Here is a 22,785-nt window from a genome sequence, read left to right on the forward strand (position 1 = left end):
AGTCATTTCCTTATAAGTAATACTTAAAGCCAACATAGCCACCGGCAACATCGCCGAAGAAAGCAAACTCAGAATTTGCGCTACCCAGTGCTGAATAGACGCCGGTATACGCTTCCAGCTGGTCATCAATAAAGGTCAGCGGTGCGCTGATGTGGAGCCCCGACAGGGTGCTTTTATCCATCAGATTGACGACGAAATAAGGCTGCACGGCGATCTGATGCGTGAGCTGCACGCTGGACCAGGCGTTGAGATAGTGTTTCCCCTGCAACATGCCTTTGTTGCCCGTATTGCTGATTTCAGACGCCATCAGGTACTTATAGGAATCAAACGCCCTGTCGAGCGGCGCATAGCCTGTCGGGGTATTTAAAAAGGTCATCAGCTCGCGCTGTTTGCGCCATTCCGTGCGGGAATAACCTTCGCTCTGGTAATAATATTCCAGGCCGAAAACGTTAAAGGTATCAGTGGTATACTGCCCGCCCACCGCCAGCTCTACGCCATTTTTGTCCTCGGTCTCATACAGCGATGAAGGAAATGCATAGTTCTGGACTTCTGCACTTTTCTCCTCAGAGAGATGACGCCAGCGCTGCTCCCGGTGCCAGGCCATCTCGGCATTCAGGGTCAGCTGTGGGGTGTAGTGATAGCTGTCAGAGACGGCAACCGACTGCGAGTCTCCCAGCAGAATGCGCATCCCCGGCGTATGTTGACGGAAGGTATGTGAGGTATAGCTCAGAAGCCAGGCCTCGCTGCTGTTGCCACGCTGGTTCGCGGACCAGTTGCTGGAGGTCAGATAGTATTTATCGATCGTCGCCAGCTTCGGAATCATGGTCAGCGAGAGCGACTCATCCCGGTTGTCCATTGACAGCGTCGCGGCCCAGGACGAGGACTGATACGCAGTGCGAAGCGCGGGATCGTAAAGCCGCGTCGGTTTGAACCCGGCGTAGTAATGCGGAGTCAGATCGGAAGGTGAGCGTAGGAAAAAGAGACCCTGCTTCGCCTGAAGTTTTCCCACTTCAAGCTGCACGCTGTCTGAAACGGCGTAAACCAGTCTCAGACGCTCAATCAGCAGCTGAGAGCGGCTGTCGTCCTCTTCAAATGCCCCCACCTTGCGCGGTGAGTACCAGGTGAGCCCGTAGAGAGACAAATCCAGATCCAGCGCATTATCAACGATCGCGCACTTGCTGGTGAGATTCACGCCCGCGTCATTGTAGATATTGTGTCTGGTATACGGATTTCGGCCGTTAATTCGCCAGTCTGAAATTTGTTTTTTGACCAGCGACACCTGCTCATACAGCGTGACAGTGCTGTTTTTTGCAAAGTCGGAACCGGACAGGCAGTCCGCCAGTGCGCTTACCGGCAGAGCGGAGAGTGCCAGGGTTAACCCCAGTAATGTGCGTTTCAATTGGCACCTCGCTGAATAGACTCGCGAGTAAAGTGGGATTCAGGCAAGGATTCCAGGCGAACATCGCTGTACTCCATCACGGAGTAGCTGTTACCGTGACGGGCCTCCTTCACAATAATTTTCATCGGACGCATCTTCCCTAATACCATCTGAAAATCCTGGTACAGCACTTCTTTAATCAATTTATTATCCAGAGAGTAATACGACGCTTTAAAAGGACGGTTGTCCCCCTCTTTTTCGACGTAATAGATGACTTTTGGCCACGTGACGTCATCCGTTTTGCGCACCAACTCCAGCTTATAGCACTGCGTATCGCCGCATGCTTCCTCGCCCAGCAGCGTGGCGTGGTAGGCATACTCAAAATTGGTGACAATGACGTCGCCATTGGAAATTTGTCCAATCAGGCGCTGCTGGCGCGAAACGGGAACCGGTCGACGCAGTTCCGGCGTGTAGAACCAAAGATCGTACCAGTCAGAGAGCAGCACTTTGCCTTTGTCCCGCGGGGGATAAATAAAACGCGCCAGCGAACGGGCATCGGCTTTCATTCCCCCTTCGGGTTTCATAAAGCGCATGGATATATCCAGCACCTGCTTATTGTCAGGCTGAGATGCGCCCGACTTATATTCATGAATGGTCAGGGTGTAGCGAAAAGGTTTATTCGGGGAACGAACCTCATCGGCACGACGAATAATCTCTGATGCTTTGTTATCCACCGGCGCTGATAATACCGCCGAGGAAAACAGGCACAGACAAAAGAGCAGTTTTGTGATGACAACGCGTTTCATATCGCTTCCTTACGAAAATTTAAAAGCATCTGAAATATTCAGCCGTGAAGCACGTAATGCAGGCAGCACAGAGGCGCCGGTTGCGGCCAGGATCGGTAATACGAGGGTTATCCAGATCAGTGCTACGCTGTCGGTTTTGATAAAGGCCGTATAGCCCAGCGATTGCCCCGGTGACGGCGGCATCGCAATACCGTAAAGATTGATGGCAGAGGCAATGGCATAACCTGTCGCCAGACTGCCAAGGGCGCCGATAAGACCAATGAAAATCCCTTCCAGTAAAAACAGCCTGGTGACGTGCAGGGGTTTCAGGCCAATCGCCCTGAGGGTGGTTATTTCCCGGGTACGTTCGATAATATTCATGGTCATCGAATTGCCGATCATAAAGATCACGATCAATCCGACGATGAGCTTAATGAAGAAATAGATCCCGGATAATAAGCCTTCGACTTGCTGATAAAAGATCGAGGTCTCTTTCCAGTCTTTGACCAGCAGCGGTAAATGATGCTTCGCAATAAACTGACGCAGTTTGGCGCTAAAGACGGCGATAGCGTCGTCCTTCAGCAGGATTAATACCTTACTGACGCTGTTGGTTCCCATGATGCGCTGTGCGGTATCAAGCGGGATTTTCATCGCCACATCATCGTAATCCTTAATACCGGACTCAAAGATGCCGCGCAGCTTCATCGATAACGCGCCCTGCCCGCCCTCAGTATTCACCACCAGCACATCCAGCCAGTCGTCGTAGTGGGCATTGAGCGTTTTCGCCAGCCCACTGCCCAGCGTGATTTCGTCGGTACGCACCCGGGAGAGATCGCTGCCGGAAATTAATTTATCAAACGACCCCAGCTTTAACGCAGGCAGCGGCTCCACACCCAGGGCGGAAAAATAGCTGGACGTTTCGCTTTCATATTGCGAAATCACCCCGGTAAATTCCAGCTGACCGGACAGCGTCGAAATATGCGGTGCAAGATCCGGATCGTTGAGAATCGCCTTTTTCAGGGATGCATAATCTGCAATCAGACTTTTGTTTTTATTCGATGTCTGGAAATAATTTTCATTATAAATTTGCACGTGACCAATATTGGTTCGAATCGTTTGCTCTTTCAAAATCCAGAATGAGTAATCGATAAACCCGCCATACAGAAAAATCGACACGCCACCGAGCATAATGGCGGCAATGGTTGAATAAGATCGTCTCTTGTGGCGAAAGAGGTTTAAAAAAGCAAACTTCACATCCCGCGAACGGAATAATACGCACCAGAGGACAAAAATCAGAATCAGTACAACAACACTATTCGCTAACACCATAACCCCGGACATTTAGTTCCCTTTCACCAGCGGTAACAAGACCTCTGTCACTTCGTTGATATCCCACTCTGGCGCGTCGCCAGAAGCCAGTGGTAATGCAGAGTTGGCGTGACGCAGTTCTGTTTGCGCCAGCAGCGCGTCTGCCTCGGCGGTACGGTTACAGCTCAACAGCGCGCGATAACGCATTTCGTCAATGTGCTTCATCAACCCGGCATTGAATACGTCAGGGCTTTTCGCCATCTGTTCCGTATCTTTTAACGTCACCACACAGCGGCCAATATCGGCTGGCAGGTACGCGTCCACACGGGCACGCATGTAGCGCACCCGTTGATTGCCCTCGTAGAGGTCCACCGCTTCATCGAGATAGAAAAAGCCCGTTTTGCCATACTCAGACGCCCGAATGACGTCATTGGTATTGAGGGCATGTTCCGCCTGGCGCAGCATGCCGTAGGCATAAAAAACCAGCGACAGCGCGTTATCATTGGCCTTGTATTCGGTAAACAACGCACGGGTGATATCGGCTAGCTTATCGGCCTGCGTCGGGAAGCCATTTTTTATCACCTGCTCAGCCACGGGGGCCGCGGCGGCTTTAACGCTCCCGGCATAGGCCATGCAGATCAGCAGCCAGCAGAGAATGAAGAAATTACGATTGTGAATCATGAACTAATACTCCGTCCTTAATTTCAACCACACGCCGCGCGCGCTCTTTCAGCTGGCTTGAGTGCGTCGAAATAATGAAAGTGGTGCGCGTCTCCCGGTTAATTTTCAGCAGCAGATCGAGAATGGCCTCACCGGTGACCAGGTCGAGGTTTCCGGTTGGCTCATCGGCAATCACGACCTGAGGGTCATGCGCCAGTGCACGGGCAATAGCCACACGCTGCTGTTGTCCACCCGAAAGCTGGCCCGGCTTACGTTCGGTATATCCCGCCAGTCCTACGCTCTCGATAAAATGCAGCGCCCGCTCTTTCGCCTCTTTTTTGCCAACGTGCCCATTCAGCACCAGCGGGTAAAAAACGTTATCAAATACGCTCAGCACGGGGATGAGGTTAAAAAACTGAAATATGAACCCCAGATGCTTGCCACGAATTTCTGATAATTGTTCTTCCGGTAAATTGTTGAGTAATTTTCGCAAAAACATCACCGAACCAAATCCCGGCTTATCAATACCCGACAGGATATTTAACAGCGTACTTTTACCGCTGCCGGAGGGGCCGCACAGTGCCAGAAATTCGCCTTTCTCTATTTCAAGATTGATATTTTTCAGGGCATCGACTTTGCCTTCGCCCGAGCCATAACTCTTATAGATATTGTTCAGCGATATCATTGGGAGTTCTTTAATCATTCCGCTCATGGGGGTGTCGTTATTCCTTGCAATAGTCAATGTCGAAATAGCTGTAACCGAACTGTTTATCGGGAACGACAGTTCTTAATTTTCCCGCAAAATGAGGAGCCTGCTGGAGATACGCAAAGCTTAATGCTGGCGTCAGACAGCCGCTGGCACCAAAGGTATCGACCAGATCTAACGTCTTTTGCGGCGAAACGGTTGAGCGAGACAGCATCTCTTTACGCAGACCGGCAAACGCCACGCGATCCGCTGCCTGCGTGTCCTCAAGGGTATCGGCCATCACGTATTGACCGCCGTTCACCCGGATTGCGCTTTCATACTGACTAAAGATGAAACAGCCCGCACGCTCAACGGTTAAATTGACATCCTGGGCTTTCCCCCTGCGCTTCTCTCCCCACTTCAGCGCGATATCTTCGTCCGAAAACACCAGCACCGGGATCGCACGGTAGGCGGCGCAGATCACCACGTAATCAAACACATCCCAGTTCAGATAATCCTTTGCCAGACTCATGGCCTGGATGAAGGATTGCCTTTCACCCCGGATTTTGCACGTCGGTGAATTCACAGAGAATTTCTTCACCAGGTTTTTTGGCAGCGTATCAATCATTGAGATGTGTAATGCGCTGGAGATATTTTCAAACGGCCCGGATTCGCCCCAAGAGTCGACATAAATAAATGCCGTGCGCTGCTTTAGCAGCTTCATTCGCTCTTTCGCCGGCAGCGCCATGAGCGCGTCATCCGCCGCTTGCTCCATCGCATCCAGGTATTTTTGATACTGAGGATTGCGGATCATCTCACCGGCATATAACTCCGGCTGCGTACCAAAACGTTTCAGACCCCAGCCGTTTGCATGGGTTGATTTGAGCGCTTTATTAAATAAATGCGACTCCCACGCGTTTAGCCAGCTGGGCTGATAGAAATAAAATTTATCTTCCGGCTCAATGAGCGAAAATGAGGATAAATACATGTTACTCTCCATGATCGTTCAACAGCCTGGATGACCCGTAGACATGACGGCGCCAATAATGGATCCATCCACGCCAACCCCGACTTTAAGCAGGTGGTTTTTGTGATGACCAATAACGCCACGGTCAATCAAAACATGCTGAGCAACGGCATCAATAATGGTGTCATTACCAACGGGGGAAATAAGCTCCTGCTGGGTGAGCGAATGATGACCAATAATTAAATCGACGATCCCAGAGCCGGTTGCGGTATAGCCAATCTGGCCTTTATAAGCCAGAACCGGAACCGGATGTCCTTCCGTCAACATCGCTATTGCTTTGGCTTCCGCTTTATCGCTGACGGATGAACCGTTACCGTGAGGGATAATCGCGCACAGTGCCTCAACGTCCAGTTCGGCTTTTTTCATTGTGGCCTGCATCACTTTTAAAATATTGGTGCTGAGCCATGAGCTGTCGTTGCTTCTGCCTGCGCTGATTTGGGTATAGGTTGTTTGCAACCGCACGCCGCCCTTCGCCTTTCTGGCGCGACGGTGGCGGGAATTTTCCAGCAGAATGGCGCTATAGCCTTCCGCGAAAAGCACCCCCTGGCTGTTTTCACCAAAGGGCTGAACAAGATGGCTATCCAGCATGGATTGCGTATCCAGAAACCAGATATCCTGCGTTTTAATTTTTGAGCAGTTCACCACCAGGACAATATCTACGCCGCCATGCTCGATGGCCTGGCAACCTAAATGCACGGCTGTCAATGATGAATTACTGGTGCAATTCATATTCGGGGGTAAATACTGCAGGTTATATTTACGCGCAAGGTGACCGGCAATACGATCCTGCGACATATTATCCACATGCAGCTGCATTAATGATTTTGAAAGATAAATATCTTCCACATCATTTTTGTTATAGAAACTCTTAAAGGCCATGCCATCGACCCGCGGGCCAATACCGGTTAAATAAACCCGGGCATTGCACCCGGCCAGCCATTGAACATCCAGGTCGGCCTGGTCGAGTGCATCGTCAATCAGACGATAAAGCAGATCTAATGCGCTATCATCCGTATGATCCAGCGTGGCAATATGTTTATTGCCATCGAACCCACATTTAATTGCCTCGTCGTCGGATTTAAACCAGGGCTTTCTTTCAACGCGTTTGCCCAGCTTCAGATTTTGAATAAGCTGAAGACTGTCTTCGGCAAACGGCAGACAAGAACTGAACCCCGAAATGATAGCGGCATTATCCACAATATTATCCTTTAATCACAAACGCGTAGTAGTTACCGCCTTCCGTCGCACCCACCAGCAATACGTGCTTCAGGGCAAGTTTTAACGGTTCACGAACGAAGTTAATTCGCTTATCGAAAAACTCGACGGTATGAGGAATAGCGGGAACCGCCTGCGTCTTAAAACAGTCAATAATGACGGCCAGGTTAAGCAGTCCGGCAGCAGACGCGACAAAGCCAAAGCAGGCGTTGTAGTTCACGACCGGTACGTCCGGTTTTGCCTGGGCGAAGGTGGCGTAAATCGCATCGATTTCAATGCGTGAGCTCTCATCGCTACCGTTGCTGGTACCACAGACCAGGTCGATCTCCTGCGCCGTTACACCGGCATCCGCCAGCGCACGGTCGATAGCCAGCGCCATGGAGGAGGATTTCTCGTCCCGCTGAGAGGCATCAAAATAGCTGTTGCTACAGGCTTTACCGTAACCGGCCACTTCCGCCAGCACTTCTGCACCACGCGCGGCTGCACGCTGCGGATCTTCCAGCAGCAACATGCAGGCACCTTCGCCAGGAATGTAACCCTTCGGATCGTTACCGTAGATCTGATATTCCCTGGCGTCGGAGGTCATATGCAGCTTGCGGGTAACGGCGTCCATATAGAGTGACATGGACGGGAAATACTCATCCGCGCCGCCCACCAGCACCTGCGGCTGCAGATCCTGACGCACGATTTCGTAGCCGTAGGTTAATGCGCCTAATGCCGCATTCTCGCCGGTCGCCAGCGTAGTGGTGTAGCCCTTGATCCCTTCCGAAATACCGCAGAACGTCGGGATGGAGTTCATCAACGATCCCGGGAATTCAGAGGTTCTGACTTTACGTGGGTCTGGCTTAAGGCTCTGCAGATATTTGTAGGTCGTCTCCTGCGGGCCACTGGACATTCCCATGACCATGCCAAGCTCATCGCCATCACGCTTGATTTTACGCTTCGCCTGCTCCAGCGCTTCGGACAGGGCAATCAATGCGAACGTACCGCCACGCGTGGCCTTGCGAGGGTCAAAGCGGCGCAGATGTTTACGCGGTTCCAGCCCGGAAACCTGGAAGGTCTTAAAGTGTTCATTCGCTTCCGGCAGCGTTTCGGCCAGCGCGTTGAAATCGTCACCAAACAGCGCTTCGAACTGACGGGTGGTTTCCAGCACATCCAGTAACTCTTTCGCCTCTCCCAGCGTGTCTTCCGGGAAGGTGACGCCGCCCAGCTCAACGGTATGGTTCTGTTGCCATACGTTGTCGAGGATCTCGTGAACGGTGTGACCAATCGCGGAAACGGCACCCAGGCCGGTGATCGCCACGCGCTTTTCGTCGTAGGCACTGACCGGGATCGAACAAGGCTCCATGCTGATAATCATGCTGCAGTTGTTACCGCCGAAGGCATAATTGTTCTTCATGAAGAGGTTGATTTTCTGGTCACGGAAGTCGTTTGGCACGTAATCCAGATCGCAGTTTGGACGCGCGTTGGTGAAGTTCAGCGTCGGCAGAACGCGGTTATCCGGCAGCGTGACCAGGCAGGCGATCAGTTCGACGATCCCCGCCGCGCCGATGTTATGACCAAAATAAGACTTGGTAGAGCTCACCAACAGTTTCTCATTGTTGGCAAACACCTTTTTCATCGCCAGCGTTTCGATACGATCGTTGGCTTCTGTTCCGGTACCGTGGGCGTTGACGTATTCGATCTGATCCGGGGTGACGCCGGCATTTTCCATCGCCTTATGCATCACCTGTACCGCGCCGCTGGCGCGTGGATCCGGTCCGGTTTCGTGGAACGCATCGCAGGAGGTGGCATAAGAGAGAATTTCACCGTAAATGGTGGCGCCACGTGCGACAGCATGTTCGTACTCTTCAAGCACGATCGCCCCGGCCCCTTCACCGATGGACATACCCGAATTGCCGGAGAACGGCGTGCAGGCGTCCGGATGCATCACGTTCAGGGCATAAAAGCCCGCGAAGGTGGGCAGGTAGATAGGTTCTGTCCCGACGGCCAGCATGGTTTTGCTTTTGCCGTTCTGGATGTAGTCAAACGCCATGCCGACCGCGTTAGGGCTGGCCGTACAGGCGGTCGCGACCAGTTCAACACCGCCCTGTAACCCAAGCAGCGTGGAGACGCTGGAACAACAGGAGGAGAAACCGCCAGAGAACAGCGCCTTACGCAGGGAAAAGTCTTCCATGCGTTGCTCAAACAGCGGCAGAAATGCCTCGGTCCCGGCAGACGACACGCCGACGATTAAACCGGTTTCTTTGAGGTGCGCTTTATTCTCAGCCAGTCCCGCCTGATTCAGCGCATCTTTACCCACTTTGTAGGCCCAGAGTGCGGCATTATCCAGGGAGGCGATAACGTCGTCCGGTAATTCCGAATAGTCAATGTCATGCAAGACTTCAGCGGCTCTGGCGTTTTCAAACCATTTTGAAAAACGCACGCTGTCCGTGACGCCATTTTTTTTATTCAGTAAGGCGTTTCTGAAATCCTGCAGGTTTTCAGCCAGCGAAGAGAGAATACCGATCCCGGTAATGACAACCCGTTTTCTGTTTGTCTTCATAAATATATGTACCGCCATGTACAGGCAATGAGCAGCGAAAAGGATCCGTGGTGTTATTCCCACGGATTCGCTTCTCGCTGTTTCGATTAATAATTACAGTGCGCTTTTCGCTTTAGAGGCATCCACAAAACTGTGTTCAGTTGGATTAACCAGCATGCTCAGGTTATAAATAAATGGCATACCTTTGGTTTTCGCGGCTACCGTTTCAGAACGCGTTTGAATAGCAAAGCCGCTAATATCAGACCATGCATATTCATTGTCGATCAGCGCCAGGGCAATAAAGCACTGCAGGGCTGGAGAATAGATAGCCTTAGCGACTTTCCCTACCACCTGATCCTCAACCAGTACGTTATCGCCGGATTAAATGCCTGAACATTCGCCCTCGACAATCATGCCGATCACCTTGCGTGCGCCTTCGCGGTGAGAGAGCTCTTCGGCCGCGTCTTTACCCACAAAGCCCTCTTTGTCGTACTGCACAGCCCATTGCAGCTGCAGCTCTACCGGATTGAGGTTGTACTCAGCCCACAGCGCCTCATCCCAGCCTGGGTTTTCGATACGCACAATTTTCTGGTAATCCAGCCCGCCGGTCTGCAGCAGGTATTTGCCGCCGTGCTCCAGCAGTTGCTGCCACTGATCCAGCAGCTGTTCCTGCTGGCCAACAACCATATAGGCGAATTCACCGTGTTTACCGCAACGGAATACCATCAGCTCGTCGTCGGTATTCATGTACTCGTAATAAGGCAGACCAATCACGTCGAAACCGTGGATTTCAGACATCAGTTCCCAGGAGTACGGCCCTTCTACCATGATCGCGCCCCAGTTCTGCTCGCGCATATCAGCAATTTCAGGGGTTTCCTGGATATCCAGTTCGTCGGCTTTTTCCAGAAGGGCGTTCAGGCCAGCGATAATTTCCGCCGCCGGGATGTTCTCGGACATGATGTAATAGCCGTCGGATGAGCAGAGCACATACACATCACCGCGCACCGTACCGTCTTCATTCAATACCAGCGAGTAGATCCCCTGCTCGTCACGGATAATGGAGACATCGGCAGAGACAAAATAATTCACCAGTGCCCAGGCATCATCACCCATCACGCTGACAATGGACATGTGTGAATAGTCCACCAGCAGGGCATTTTCACGTACGGCTTTATATTCCACCATCGGATCGTGATAGGCAGAAGGAACGTTGGCATTGTTGTAAATACCCATTTTCGCATTGTTTTTTAAATGAAAATCATAAAGAGACTTCATAACGTGATCCTGTTATTCGCAATGATAAATTAAGCTTTTTTCTTCTGGATGATAAACGTAGCCAGATTGTTGATACTTCTCATATAAGAAGGATCATCGCTTTCGCTCACTTTGATATCGAAAACTTTATCCAGCATGACCACGATTTCCGTTGCATCAACGGAGTCCAGTTTTAAACCATTACCAAACAGGGCGGTATCATCATCAATTTGAGACTCATCGCGCTGAATATTTAAACGCTGAATAATCTCAGTTTTAATTGTCATCAGCACGTCCTTGCGCTGGTCAATTTCGTTTTTCATTGTAGACATGGTTTTAACTCTCTCAGGGGTTTACTTTGTTTCGCGGAAATTAATAATGGTGCCATGGCTAATTAACCGCTTACCGACGTTAGCCGTCACGGAATAATGCTTAAAGCCATGGGCATCAGAAAATGCCAGCTTGCTGGTCACTTCAATCGAATCACCTGGGTAGGCAATATCTTTAAATTTCAAATTCTGGGCCGCCAGAACACCGCGAACCTGCGCGCGGCGCGTGCGAATGATCTCCCGCATCTCGTCACGCTGAATGAGCGCATGAATATCGCGTAACGATTTCAGTTCCGTGCCGTATGTCTGGTTGTAGATATCGCAAATATCGGTGAGGAACGAGAGATACTCGCTGGCCTGACCAAAAATCTCAGAAATAATAACCCCAGGCATGATCGGATCGTCCGGGAAATGCCCGAGCAAATAGGGCTCGTTGTAGGTGATATGCTTCGTCACCTTCACAAAGCCATTTTCGCCATATTTGAAGTCATCAATTCTGTCGACCATCAGCAGCGGCTGACGCCAGCCGCCCATTTCCAGAAAGATCTTCGAGGGGATAACGTATTTAGACATAAATCACCGCATCACCAGGCCGCCATCGATAACGATGGTTTGACCCACAATGTAGCTGGAGGCAGTGGAGCCCAGATAAACGACGGTATTGGCAACCTCGTCGCATTTACCCAGACGTCGCAATGGAATAGATGCCGTTACGCCACGCACCACCGTGCGGGATACTTTTTTCACCATTTTGGATTCAATCATCCCCGGCGCGATGGCATTTACGCGCACGCCATACGGCGCCAGTTCAGCCGCCAGCGTGCGGGTGAATCCCAGGATTGCGCCCTTCGACGCGCTGTAGTTCGCCTGCCCGACGCTTGGGATAATGGCCGCAATGGAGGCCACATTGATGATGGCCGGGTGTTCTGCGGAGCGCAGCAGCATTAAGGCTTCTTTCGTCAGACGGAAAATGCTGAACAGGTTGGTGTCTACCACCTGGCTGAAGTCATCAAAGCTCATCGAGGCAAACAGGCTGTCTTTTACAATCCCGGCGTTGTTAACCAGCACATCAAGCTTGCCCGCTTCCTCGGTCAGGCGTGAACAGAGTGCAGTGACACTCTGCGCATCGGCGAGATCGCACTGAATTACGGTGAGCTTGCTTCCTGCCGGATGCGTTTCTTTCAGTTCCGTTAATTGCGTGGCATTGGATTTATACAGCGCATAAACATCGCAATTCTGGTCAAGAAATTTAGCGCAGACCGCCAGGCCAATATCGCCACTGGCGCCGGTGACCAGAACCGTCTTTTCCTTAAGATCATTATATTGATACATAATATTCACAATTAGTTAGGTTAATAAAGTATGACAACGGCTGTCGCATAGTGCTGACAATGCGAAATACTGAGCGAGGCATTCGCCATCTGCTTTTCAATAAGCAGCTCTTTGACTCGCCCAGAGAAAATCAGATGGGGACAACCCAGTTCGTCATGGTTTATTTCAATATCCTTAAAGGTGATGCCGTCGCGATATCCACAGCCAAGCGCCTTAACGACCGCCTCTTTTGCCGCCCAGAAACCTGATGCGCGCTCATAGTTAGGATCTTCCCGGTTAATTTTTATATTTTCTTGCGGGGTAAAGACGCGCTGTAAAAAATCGCTTTGCCAGTTTGTTATCGCTCGCTGTATGCGCGAAACTTCCACAATGTCCGTGCCGATACGCATTTATCGTGCTTCCCTTTCAAAGCTGATAAGAAAGATTCAGATTAAAATTAAATTTATTCACGTCCATGCTGCCAGGATATTTAACCGGCATGGAGACTGATGAATCGTACGCCAGGCTTTTCACATTCCCCTGAATACCCAGGGTGCTGCCGACGATAATCTCTTCACCATAGACACTGTCCCGTCTTATATGACCGGCATCTACGCCAACATAATAATTTGCGTTCATTCCTCGCACCGGGCGATAAAATGTATTTTGCAGGTAGTACCCGCTGTTCCCGGTCAGGCCAACGCTGTTTTCAAACCCGCGCACGCTCCAGCGATCGCCCATCGTCATTTGATCCTGCAGCGTCAGCTCACGCGGTGCGTATTGCGCCAAAAAAAAAGCGCTATAGGCGGTTTGAGAAAATTGTCGGGTATAGCGACTTTCCACATTCACCAGCTGACTGACGGGACTGACATTGCCATAAACCATATCCGGCGTTTTTTCGGCGCCGAACCAGGTGACAAAACGCTGCCAGGATACCGTTGAATCCCAGTGTGCATTTGCCAGCTGCTGCGTGTAATTCACGCCAAACCTGACGTTATCCATGTCACGCTTCTGTAAGACAAGTTCCTCGCCATTAAGGGTATAGCTGGCTTTTCGATGGATCAGCTCGGCATTCCCCGTCACCTTCCGGCTTTTATCCCGGTAGACCGTGCGCGTCGCCTTCACGCTGCCGTACTCACTCTTACCGGCGTAATCCACCGTGGTGTAATAGAGCGGTATCGCCTGACGCGACTTGCTGCTGCTATAAAACAGCGAATAGTTCCAGTAGCCTACCGGCAGGGCATAGTAACCACTTACACTCTGATACTGACCCGTCGTGCTCTTCGTTCCGGCGAGATAAAACAGATCGCTAAACCGGGCGATGTTATAGAGATAGCCCACCACAGAGGTCAGGTGTTCTCCTGTCGCTTTATCGCCCCAGTTGTTATAGCTCGCCCGCACGCTCCACTGTTTTTCCCGGTTGGTGCTGATGCGAATGGTGCTATACCCGTGCTTGGTACCCGGCTCGATATTGATCTTCACATCCACGCCGGGTTCTTGCTGCAGGTTTTCCAGACCCTGCTCGATATCGCGAATATTAAGGATGTCCTCTTTCGCAAACGGCAGCATCCATGGATTAATATCATTATGCTCGACAATAATTTTTTCTATTTTCCCCGCATTGACGTCAAGCTTCAGCGTGCCAGACGAAATATTCTGCGAAGGGATCGTAATGCGGGTCGTGATGTAACCGGCATCGATATAAAAATCCTGTAACGCGGCGGCAATTTTCACCACACCGATGCTGCCCACGCAGCGCCCGACGATCTCTTTTTTTATCGCCTTTTCGGTTTTACGTTTCAAAAAATCATTATCAAGAACAAGTGCTTTAAGGGTAAAACAGTTTTTCTCCTCAGGTAATTTGTCCAGTCTAAATACTTTACGTTCGGTGCTGGAGAAAACATCCTGCCGATACACCTTGTGTTCTTTGAAAGTATTTAGATCTGCACTTTGCTGCTGTTTAATCAGGGCATTAATATCGTCAACTGCAAACGCTTGAGACGACATTACCAGCAATGACAGTAAAAATTTAAATCGCAGTTCCATTCACTTTCTCAGAAAAAAAGGCAGCAGGGTCTCGTGCTGACTTTGCGCTATCAGACAATAGCTGCTGCCTTTTGTTACACCTTTAGATTACATACCAACAATCGTGCCGGTATTGGTCACTTTATTGGTAATCAGTTCCATACCGTATAAGCCACCAAATACTGCATCCTGACCGCTGTTTGTCACGTTATTCGCAGTGACACCTGCAACGCCATACGTCAGCATATTGAGGTAGTTATAGATATTCCCTGCTGTTTTCACAGACAGCGTATAATCGCTCACAATATTACCGCGGTTGTTAATGTCGGCACCGGCATTAATCACGATATTCTGTGCAAGGATATTGCCGTTGGCATTATTGGTAACATGACGCTGAGTATCAATTTTCGCGCTGGCCACACCCACGATGTCTTTAAAGTTCTCAACACCGTTCAGGGCATTAATCGCCAGAGCGTTACCTGAAGAGATTGCATTGCGGTTAGTCAGTGCACCTTTCAGGATAGTGAAGTTCAGATCGCCTTTACCGCTGATCCAACCGTAGTTGGTGACGTTGTTATCAACCGTCAGATTGAGATTCTTATCTGACGCGATAACGCCGGTCGCCGTGTTGCTCTCCATGCTGCCATCGCTGTAGTTGTTCAGCGTACCTGCAGTGATGTCCAGGTTGCCTGCACTGTAGGTGGTGGCATAGTTGTTATAGAACGTACCGGCCGCTTTGATGATGGCGTCAGCGCCGCTTACCAGCATCGCGCGGGTGTTGTCCAGCGTCCCTTTAGACAGCACGCTCAGCGCACCGTTATCAGCGATGATGCTACTGTTGTTGTTGTAGACGTTTTGACCGGAAACAGCGACACCTTCACGGCCAATCATGCCACCCACATCGCCCGTCACACCGAAGGTTTCGCCATGATTACGTACGAAGTTGTTACCGTCACGGTTTTCAACATTCCCTGCCGCGTTCACGGAGAGCTTTTTGTCCGCCACGATCATTGCGGTGTTGTTGTAAACCGCACCTTTTGACTCGACGGTGACATTCTTACCGGCAATCAGACCGTTGTTGTTATCAACGGTGTTGGCAGCCAGTGTGATATCACCCGTCTGAGAAAGGACGGAACCACGGTTGCTGTCGTAATACCCCGTCAGCGCCAGATCGATATTGCCGTAGGCAGCCGTCCGACCGTAGTCGTTGTTCAGACGGTTCGCTTTCAGCGCAATATCGCTACCGGACAGGAGCTGGCCGTAATAGTTATCTACGGTGCCACCCGCATTGATAGTGATATCGCCAGTCTCAGAGCTGATTTCGCCGCGGCTGTTGCTTACATTCCCGGCCGCTGTCAGCGTGACATCACCCACCGCTTTGATTTTACGCGAGGCGTTATCAATGTTATTGGCACTTAAGGCAATGTCACCATAGCTGATCATATTCAGATCGTTATAGATATTGCCTTTAGCGCTCATCGCCAGGCTGCTGTCAGCGACGATATTGCCACGGTTGTTAATATCATAGACCGCAGAGATCGTGACCTTATCACCCACCATATTGCTGTTGGAGTTGTTGGTCACACCACGCTGGCTGTTCACCACCAGATGCTCGCCCCCGGCGATATCTTTCAGGTTTTCAACCCCGGTCTGTGCAGATACGGTCAGAGACTTCTCAGCGGAGAGCGTATTACGGTTAGTTAAAGAACCGTTCAGAATATTGAGAATGGCATCACCGAGGCTGCTGATCCAGCCATAGTTGGTGAAGCTGTTCTTCACATTCATGGTCAGTTTTTTATCTGCCGCGATAACGCCAGTCGCGTTGTTATCTTCCAGCGCACCGTTGCTGTAGTTGCTCACGCTGTTCGCATCAATCAGCAGGTCGCCCACGCTGTAGATGGTTGCGTAGTTGTTCGTCAGGGTGCTTCCCGCTTTGATGGAGGCATCCCCGCCGCTGACCAGCAACGAACGCGCGTTATCAATGCTGCCTCGTGCCTGCATTGTAAGCGGGCCCTTTTCAGCAATGATGCGGCTTTCGCCGTTATAGATATAGTTCCCGGACAGCGAGACGCCTTCTTTACCAACCATACCGCCGTTCTGCTGCGGCATGCCGAAGTAGGTACCAAATGCGGATCCGAAATCGGTACCGTAACGGTTTTCGATGTTATCGCCTGCAGTGACGCTCAATACCTTACTGGCAACGATGAACGCGGTATTGTTGTTCACCCCTGCGTTGGCATTAATGGTGACGTTTTGTCCCATAATGAAGCCACCGCGGTTGTTCAGGGCATTCGATGCCAGGGCAACATCCCCTTCTTCAGAGCTGAAGACGCCGATGTAGTTGGTGATATTTCCACCCACTGCGGCACTCACACCGGTACGACCCGCAACACCGCCGTTGTCGTTACGCATAGACCGCTTTGGCAATAACCTTGCTGTTTGAGTTCAGTTTGCCCGAGTAGTTATCAATCGCGCCGGCACTTTCAAGGGAGATATCGCCATTTGACGCCATCTGCCCACCGTTGTTATTGATGCTGTTCGCGGCAATCTGCACGCCCTTCTCAGCGATAATGCCTAACGAGTCATTGCTGGCCGTGTCGGCGGTTTTGGTCGCGCCGTTGTTAATCGTACCTTTCGCGGCAATCTTGGTGAAACCGCCCGCAGAACGGATCATGCCCCGGTTGTTATCGACGTTACCGCCGCTCACCACGTTCACATCGCCAAGGGAGTCGACTAAACCGCTGTTGTTGTTCACAGCAGCAGATTCAAGACCCACATACCCGCCCTTGATCTGGCCGTTGCTGTTATTCAGGGTACCGGTTTTTAACGCCACGATACCGGCTTCAATACCGACAGTATTTCCTTTACCGTAGTTGGTTAAGGTGTTGCCGTTGGTATCCGCAGCCAGCATGCCTGCCGCCGCCATTTTGCCGTTGGTGTTATCAATGGCGCCGCTATTGACATAGAGGTCTCCCATTGTCGAAATGTTGCCTGAACGGCTGTTGTTGAGGCTGTTTTTATTGGTGTCCAGCGCGATGGTACCCACAGAGGTAATATCCCCGGTGACGTTGCTCAGTGCGCCGTTGGTTTTAATATTGATCTGACCAGAGGACTCAATGCGCGCAGTGTTGTTCAGCAACTGACCGTTAGCGTCAATATTTACGCCGTTGATGCCACCCGCAATTATGCCCTGGTTACGCACGCCGACACCGCTTTCGGTGCTGACGAGGTTAATCTTATTGGCATACATACCGCCCAGCGCAGCAACGTCAATGCTGTTGGCATTACGCGTTCCGGCTGCGGTTACTGAACCAGTCACCTGACCTGCAGCGTTAACGTAGTTATTACCGGCGACAACGTTCAGCTCGTTAGCTGTGACTTTATCGGTCACGACAACATTGCGAGACAGAATTTCCGTCGGGCTGGCATTATTCAGTTTACCCAGCGTAATGGTGCCACCGTTAACAGAATAACCGGCTAACTGATCGTTCTGAATATCCGGCGTACCGGTTGTCAGGGTCAGTTTACTGGTGTTAATGGCGCCGCCACCGTTAACGGTAATACCGTTCGGGTTAGCAATAATTAAATCGGCTTTATCGCCGGCCACTTCCATCATGCCGTTAATCGCAGAGGCATTTTTAGACGTGACTTCGTTCAGGATGACTTTCGCCGTCCCGGACGTCAGGTTGCTGTTCCCCTGAATCTTACCCGCCAGAACGGTATTTGATTCAGTCATGCTGTTATTGAAGATAAGGCCATTCTTATCAACGTTTAAGTTGTCATACACATTATGAGAAAGCCCCTTATCGTTGGCTTTATTAATGTTAATGACAGGCACATTCCCGGCAGTATAAACCACGCCGTTCTTGATGTTGATCTCTGCTGAGTGCGCAACAATTGGCAGAGCGAGTAGCACAGAAGCGGCAACAGGATGCCACTTCAACTCTAGTTGAAAGACTTTATTTTTATTACTATTCATTTAATCGACTCTTTATTTCGGAATCATTACATTTTTTCAAAATATAACATCACCACTCTAAATAACTACTTCACATCCGTTGATTACTGTTTATCCCCCCTTGTGGTTCCCTGATGGTTCATTAATTTAGATTTTAAGAGCATTCCTTGGTATTAATTCTGGCATTTTTATCTGGAATTGGCATTCAGACTGCATTACATAACGGGAACTTTTAACCAGGAACAAGTCCACAGGCATTAGGAATATTAGACATTCCCGGCCTGTCAAGACTTATTCCTTAAAAGAAGAGAGATGAATTACTCCTGGTATGAGTAATCGCCATAGCTATAGGTGGCCGAAGCGCGTTTTTCAACGCCGTTGAATATGACCCCCTGGATGGCAATCCCGTTTTGATTGAATCGACGCAGCCCCGCTTCCACCTCCTGGACCGAGTTCTGTTCGAACCTGACGACCATCAGAGACGTTGAGGCAAATCGGCCAATAATCGCGGCATCCGTAACGCTCAGAATAGGCGGCGTATCGAGAATAATGACATCGTATTGCGCTGAACAGGCGTCAACGAGTGTCTGGAATTTCTCCGTCATAAACAGCTCGGCGGGGTTATTGACCATTCTTCCCCGGCCAATAAAATCGACGCCCTGGTACTCTGTCTCTTCTATTACCTGGGACACCGCCACATTCGCTGAGAGATAATCAGCAAGCCCGGCATGGCCTTCCGCCTGCGAGAAGATGCTGTGCAAATATCCCCTTCTCAGATCGCAATCAACCAGCAGCACCCGTGAACCGGCCTGCGCCATCAGCACCGCCAGGTTTGAACTGACGAAGGATTTACCCACTCCCGGAGAGGTGCCTGAAATCATTAATATTTTATTTTCTGACTTCAGCATGGCGAAATGAAGGCTGGTCCGCAGCCCTCTTATCGCTTCGACCGCCAGCGAGGTTGGCGACGATTTCACTAACAGCTCATCAGACTGATAGGTGGTAATCGCCCGGCAGCGTCTGCTCTTTGTCAGTTCAGGTGCCAGCGGTACGACGGCGTGGACAGGGATGCCCCGTTTTTCCAGCTCCGCGGGTTGTTTGATCCCTTTAATTAACATGTTGCGTAGCAGAATCACACCGGAGGCGAACAGGAAGCCCAACAGCGCCGACAGGATGACAATCAACGTTTTTTTCGGTTTAATCGGCTTATGCTGCGTGACGGCATTGTCAATAATGCGAACATTGCCCAGCGTGCTGGCCTTATTGATATTGAGTTCATGCTGCTTATTCAACAGCACCATATAGATATCATTTCCCATCTGCACATCACGGGTCATGCTCAAAATTTCTTGCTGAGTCCGCGGCATCGTACTGATACGTTGATTGAGCTTCTCTTTCTCTTCCTGCAGTACCGCACGTTTTTCTGACAGCGCTTTATAAGCCGGATGCGAACGTTTATAGAGCTTTGATATTTCAGCTTCTTTAAAGGTTAATTCATTCAGTTGGGTATCAATGGACACTACATTGTCTAAAATGAATTTCGCTTCAAGGGATAAATCCACCGACTCATTATTCTTTCTGAAATCATTGAGTTTCGTTTCTGCCGTCACCAGATTGTTTTTGATTTGCAGTAATTGTTCGTTCACAAAGGCCAGACTCTTGCTGGCCTCTTCTGACTTACGCTCAACGTCCTGGGCAAGATAATTGTGGCTGATCGTTTCAAGGATTTTGCTGATCATGACCGGATCGGTGCCGGTCATGCTCAGATGCAGCATCCCATTGCCACCGGATTTTCCATCCACGACGATATTGTTTTTGATCTCATCAATTACCGAATATTCATTGTGCTTACGTAAAATGAACACGGTGTCCTGGGTCAGTTCGGCACGTTCAATCATAAAATCAATGCCGTGCGCGTGAAGAGGAACCCCCACTTTACCGTGTAAAACGGCCTCGCCGACCTGCAGGGTGTACTCACCCGCAGCAGTTATCGTCAGGATCAACGCTTCGTTCAGGAACTCCTCGGGCACAGTTAAGGTTGAAACCTCAATGTTACCCGTAGGTTTACCAAGCAGGCGCAGGAGCAGGCCATTCGCAAACGGATAGCGTTTTTCAGTCACGGAGATATCCAGCCCCAGATCGCGCACGGTTTTACCGATCACCATCCGCGATTTAATTAACGAAATTTCAGATTCTGAAGCGACCCCGGAACCTTCAGGCAGCATCGTAGAGAGCTTATTCAACAGCCCCGTAGATGCATTTCTCTCAACCTGAATTAACGCATCGCTTTTATAGACCGGCGCTAAGGTGTAAGCAATAACGATACCGAAAGCGATAAACAGTAATGTCGTAGCCGCTATCCAGACCTTACTGTAATATAAGACTTTGAGGAGTTGAACGATGTCAATATCCTCCTGCCGCGGAACATTATCGGTTTGCGAATTGCTAATCTGTTTGTCAAACATGCTCTAATCAGCCCTGATTATTTAACCTGCTGGAAAACCTTGACCCATTCTTCGGCAGCGGAAAAAAGTTGTTGAAAAATAACACCTGAGATATCTCGACCCCGACGATAAGGATCATGAATTTCCATTTGCTGGAGCCAATATCCGAATAAAAATGTCTTTCCCCGGGCTTCCATTGCCAGGCGGGTCACGGCTTCAATATGGTTTTGCTCCATGGCCAGAATCAAATCATATTCACGACACATCAGCGGTGTAAGTTGTTTGGCACAATGACCCTCTAACGAAAGGCCATTCTCACGTGCAGTGTTAACCATTACGGGATCTGCCGCTTCCCCCGTTAACGCAGCAATCCCGGCGGAATCTACGATCATATTGGGCAAGCGTGAACGCAAAATGCGTTCCCCCACCGGGGAACGACAAATATTGCCTGTGCAGACGACAAGAATGGACTGATACCTGCCATTCATATCAATTACTCCAGTTTCTGATGAAGCGCGTCGTTTCAGTCAGGCTGTAGACACCACTAATGGTTGGCATTAATTGATTAATGACTCTGTTCCAGCGCGCAATCGGTGCGGTCGTCACATACACAATATCGTACGGCTTAAGCCTGAATTCGGTGCCAAGCACCAGCGCCGTCGCATCCCTGGCATCAAGCTGATAAATATTTGCCTGTTTTCCCTTTGACGCATCCGGTTTGTTTTCCGAACGGATCACAAAAATACCGCTGGCATCACTGGTTAATTGATTCATGCCCTCCGCATTACCCAACGCTTCGGTCAGCGTCATGCCTGAGCGATCCATTTTCATGGTGGTTTGCTTCACCACATCGCCCATAACAAAGACTTTTAGATCATCATTACGCGGGATATACAGAATATCGCCTGAATAGAGCAGCCTGTTCTGCTGCAGGTCGCCATACTGCATAAGCGCTTGCAGCGAGATGATTGATTTTTTCCCCCCCTGGGTTAAAACAGCATTCCCCCAGTCTGCGTTTTCAGTCAGTCCACCCGCCAGATTAACCGCATCAATGATGGTCAATGGAACGTTAGTGATGGGCTGCTGCCCGGACTGATTAACTTCACCAGAGACATACACTTTCTGAGAGCGAAACGCGGCAATCCCCACATCGACCTGTGGGGACTCAATGTATTTCGCCAGATGTTCGGTAATCAGCTCTCTGACTTCAGTGACCGTTTTATCCTTAACATGGATTTTCCCGATGTACGGATAAAAAATAGTGCCGTCTGAGTGGACCCAATTTCCCGTATCGCTGGCGCTACGATACTGGCCAGACGGGGTGGTAAGCTCAGGATGTTCCCACACCGTGACCATAATGATGTCACCAACCCCAATACGGTACTCATACGCTTCGAGTCGTTTATTCAGCTCCGCATTGGCGTGGGCGACCACGACGTTTTCACGTAATTTCTCAATTAGCGCCGGCGTAACGGGGTAAACATTCACCTTGACGTCATTGATATTATCGGGGTCGGGCGTTTCGACAACCGTTTTTCCGTCGGTATCAATATGGCTTCCGGGGGTTATCTGACACCCTGCCAGTAAAAATAGCGTGGTAAAAATAAACAGAGCTGGCAATTTTCTCATACTTTTCTTTATGCCATTTCGGTGAAATGACATTTCCTTATAATTAATCAATCACCCATGGTGGTGCAGAGAGAATGAAGCGTGGCATTCCACAATTGATTAAATGATAAACCTTAAAAGTATGCATGTCCTGTAGACGTGGAGTAATCCTAACCCCTGACATCTCTTTCTTATCATTAATATAGAAAGCCGTCCAATCATCAGGCACGTAAACAATTCCCATTTATGCGAAGACTATTCTCACATATTAACC

16 protein-coding genes and 2 pseudogenes are annotated in these 22,785 nt (G+C 50.1%); all 18 read right to left on the bottom strand.

Translation table 11 applies throughout. The features are described from left to right. Window positions 1–10 precede the first annotated feature (10 nt). Entirely contained in the window at window positions 11–1,399 is a 1,389-nt protein-coding gene (locus PUZ33_RS14475) for a hypothetical protein (RefSeq protein ID WP_062676547.1), read from the bottom strand. After that, complete coding sequence (locus tag PUZ33_RS14480; RefSeq protein ID WP_062676546.1) at window positions 1,396–2,184, bottom strand: outer membrane lipoprotein-sorting protein; 789 nt, start codon at window positions 2,182–2,184, stop codon at window positions 1,396–1,398. Before PUZ33_RS14480 ends, PUZ33_RS14475 begins: the two co-directional genes overlap by 4 nt. 9 nt (window positions 2,185–2,193) lie before the next feature. Next, the gene (locus tag PUZ33_RS14485; protein WP_252107808.1) at window positions 2,194–3,504 is read right to left on the bottom strand and encodes an ABC transporter permease; all 1,311 of its coding nucleotides are present in this window, start codon (window positions 3,502–3,504) and stop codon (window positions 2,194–2,196) included. Beyond that, entirely contained in the window at window positions 3,505–4,152 is a 648-nt protein-coding gene (locus PUZ33_RS14490) for a hypothetical protein (protein ID WP_013095707.1), read from the bottom strand. It abuts the gene before it with no gap. Then, a complete protein-coding gene (locus PUZ33_RS14495) occupies window positions 4,136–4,843 on the bottom strand; it encodes an ABC transporter ATP-binding protein (protein ID WP_062676544.1) in 708 nt (235 codons plus the stop codon). Before PUZ33_RS14495 ends, PUZ33_RS14490 begins: the two co-directional genes overlap by 17 nt. A gap of 10 nt (window positions 4,844–4,853) precedes the next feature. Continuing rightward, the gene (locus PUZ33_RS14500) at window positions 4,854–5,804 is read right to left on the bottom strand and encodes an ATP-binding protein (RefSeq protein WP_065189100.1); all 951 of its coding nucleotides are present in this window, start codon (window positions 5,802–5,804) and stop codon (window positions 4,854–4,856) included. Between the two features lie 18 nt (window positions 5,805–5,822). Beyond that, the gene (locus PUZ33_RS14505) at window positions 5,823–7,040 is read right to left on the bottom strand and encodes a beta-ketoacyl synthase (protein ID WP_047023438.1); all 1,218 of its coding nucleotides are present in this window, start codon (window positions 7,038–7,040) and stop codon (window positions 5,823–5,825) included. Window positions 7,041–7,044: 4 nt separating this feature from the next. Continuing rightward, window positions 7,045–9,603, bottom strand: coding sequence for a beta-ketoacyl-[acyl-carrier-protein] synthase family protein (locus tag PUZ33_RS14510; protein WP_062676558.1), 2,559 nt, complete (start codon window positions 9,601–9,603; stop codon window positions 7,045–7,047). A 93-nt stretch (window positions 9,604–9,696) separates the two neighbouring features. Continuing rightward, window positions 9,697–10,857 (bottom strand): annotated as a pseudogene (locus PUZ33_RS14515) (aminomethyltransferase family protein). 29 nt (window positions 10,858–10,886) lie between these two features. Continuing rightward, window positions 10,887–11,168, bottom strand: coding sequence for an acyl carrier protein (locus PUZ33_RS14520; RefSeq protein WP_013095701.1), 282 nt, complete (start codon window positions 11,166–11,168; stop codon window positions 10,887–10,889). Window positions 11,169–11,189: 21 nt separating this feature from the next. Continuing rightward, a complete protein-coding gene (locus tag PUZ33_RS14525) occupies window positions 11,190–11,738 on the bottom strand; it encodes a 3-hydroxyacyl-ACP dehydratase FabZ family protein (protein WP_013095700.1) in 549 nt (182 codons plus the stop codon). A gap of 3 nt (window positions 11,739–11,741) precedes the next feature. Beyond that, window positions 11,742–12,497 (bottom strand): SDR family oxidoreductase, encoded by a 756-nt coding sequence (locus PUZ33_RS14530; protein WP_047023436.1) that lies wholly within the window; start codon window positions 12,495–12,497, stop codon window positions 11,742–11,744. A 20-nt stretch (window positions 12,498–12,517) separates the two neighbouring features. Then, window positions 12,518–12,886 carry a holo-ACP synthase gene (acpS, locus tag PUZ33_RS14535; RefSeq protein ID WP_014830751.1) on the bottom strand — a complete coding sequence of 123 codons (369 nt, stop codon included), beginning with the start codon at window positions 12,884–12,886 and terminating at the stop codon, window positions 12,518–12,520. Between the two features lie 16 nt (window positions 12,887–12,902). Then, window positions 12,903–14,522 carry a ShlB/FhaC/HecB family hemolysin secretion/activation protein gene (locus PUZ33_RS14540; RefSeq protein ID WP_062676541.1) on the bottom strand — a complete coding sequence of 540 codons (1,620 nt, stop codon included), beginning with the start codon at window positions 14,520–14,522 and terminating at the stop codon, window positions 12,903–12,905. A gap of 87 nt (window positions 14,523–14,609) precedes the next feature. Then, window positions 14,610–18,480: pseudogene (locus PUZ33_RS14545) on the bottom strand (two-partner secretion domain-containing protein). A 296-nt stretch (window positions 18,481–18,776) separates the two neighbouring features. Next, entirely contained in the window at window positions 18,777–20,924 is a 2,148-nt protein-coding gene (locus PUZ33_RS14550) for a polysaccharide biosynthesis tyrosine autokinase (RefSeq protein ID WP_062676540.1), read from the bottom strand. Between the two features lie 17 nt (window positions 20,925–20,941). Beyond that, window positions 20,942–21,391, bottom strand: a complete 450-nt coding sequence (locus tag PUZ33_RS14555; RefSeq protein ID WP_062676539.1) for an arsenate reductase/protein-tyrosine-phosphatase family protein — start codon at window positions 21,389–21,391, stop codon at window positions 20,942–20,944. A 1-nt stretch (window position 21,392) separates the two neighbouring features. Further along, window positions 21,393–22,532, bottom strand: coding sequence for a polysaccharide export protein (locus PUZ33_RS14560; RefSeq protein ID WP_013095696.1), 1,140 nt, complete (start codon window positions 22,530–22,532; stop codon window positions 21,393–21,395). Between the last annotated feature and the right edge of the window lie 253 nt (window positions 22,533–22,785).

The sequence above is a fragment of the Enterobacter cloacae complex sp. 2022EL-00981 genome, assembly GCF_028737495.1.
Classification (GTDB): Bacteria; Pseudomonadota; Gammaproteobacteria; order Enterobacterales; family Enterobacteriaceae; genus Enterobacter; species Enterobacter cloacae.

Excerpts from the sequence above, each read along its gene's own strand:
- acpS (WP_014830751.1), bottom strand. The coding sequence starts at position 12,886 with ATGCGTATCGGCACGGACATTGTGGAAGTTTCGCGCATACAGCGAGCG.
- PUZ33_RS14495 (WP_062676544.1), bottom strand. The coding sequence starts at position 4,843 with ATGAGCGGAATGATTAAAGAACTCCCAATGATATCGCTGAACAATATC.
- PUZ33_RS14525 (WP_013095700.1), bottom strand. The coding sequence starts at position 11,738 with ATGTCTAAATACGTTATCCCCTCGAAGATCTTTCTGGAAATGGGCGGC.
- PUZ33_RS14480 (WP_062676546.1), bottom strand. The coding sequence starts at position 2,184 with ATGAAACGCGTTGTCATCACAAAACTGCTCTTTTGTCTGTGCCTGTTT.
- PUZ33_RS14555 (WP_062676539.1), bottom strand. The coding sequence starts at position 21,391 with ATGAATGGCAGGTATCAGTCCATTCTTGTCGTCTGCACAGGCAATATT.
- PUZ33_RS14540 (WP_062676541.1), bottom strand. The coding sequence starts at position 14,522 with ATGGAACTGCGATTTAAATTTTTACTGTCATTGCTGGTAATGTCGTCT.
- PUZ33_RS14530 (WP_047023436.1), bottom strand. The coding sequence starts at position 12,497 with ATGTATCAATATAATGATCTTAAGGAAAAGACGGTTCTGGTCACCGGC.
- PUZ33_RS14520 (WP_013095701.1), bottom strand. The coding sequence starts at position 11,168 with ATGTCTACAATGAAAAACGAAATTGACCAGCGCAAGGACGTGCTGATG.
- PUZ33_RS14490 (WP_013095707.1), bottom strand. The coding sequence starts at position 4,152 with ATGATTCACAATCGTAATTTCTTCATTCTCTGCTGGCTGCTGATCTGC.
- PUZ33_RS14560 (WP_013095696.1), bottom strand. The coding sequence starts at position 22,532 with ATGAGAAAATTGCCAGCTCTGTTTATTTTTACCACGCTATTTTTACTG.
- PUZ33_RS14500 (WP_065189100.1), bottom strand. The coding sequence starts at position 5,804 with ATGTATTTATCCTCATTTTCGCTCATTGAGCCGGAAGATAAATTTTAT.
- PUZ33_RS14510 (WP_062676558.1), bottom strand. The coding sequence starts at position 9,603 with ATGAAGACAAACAGAAAACGGGTTGTCATTACCGGGATCGGTATTCTC.
- PUZ33_RS14485 (WP_252107808.1), bottom strand. The coding sequence starts at position 3,504 with ATGTCCGGGGTTATGGTGTTAGCGAATAGTGTTGTTGTACTGATTCTG.
- PUZ33_RS14550 (WP_062676540.1), bottom strand. The coding sequence starts at position 20,924 with ATGTTTGACAAACAGATTAGCAATTCGCAAACCGATAATGTTCCGCGG.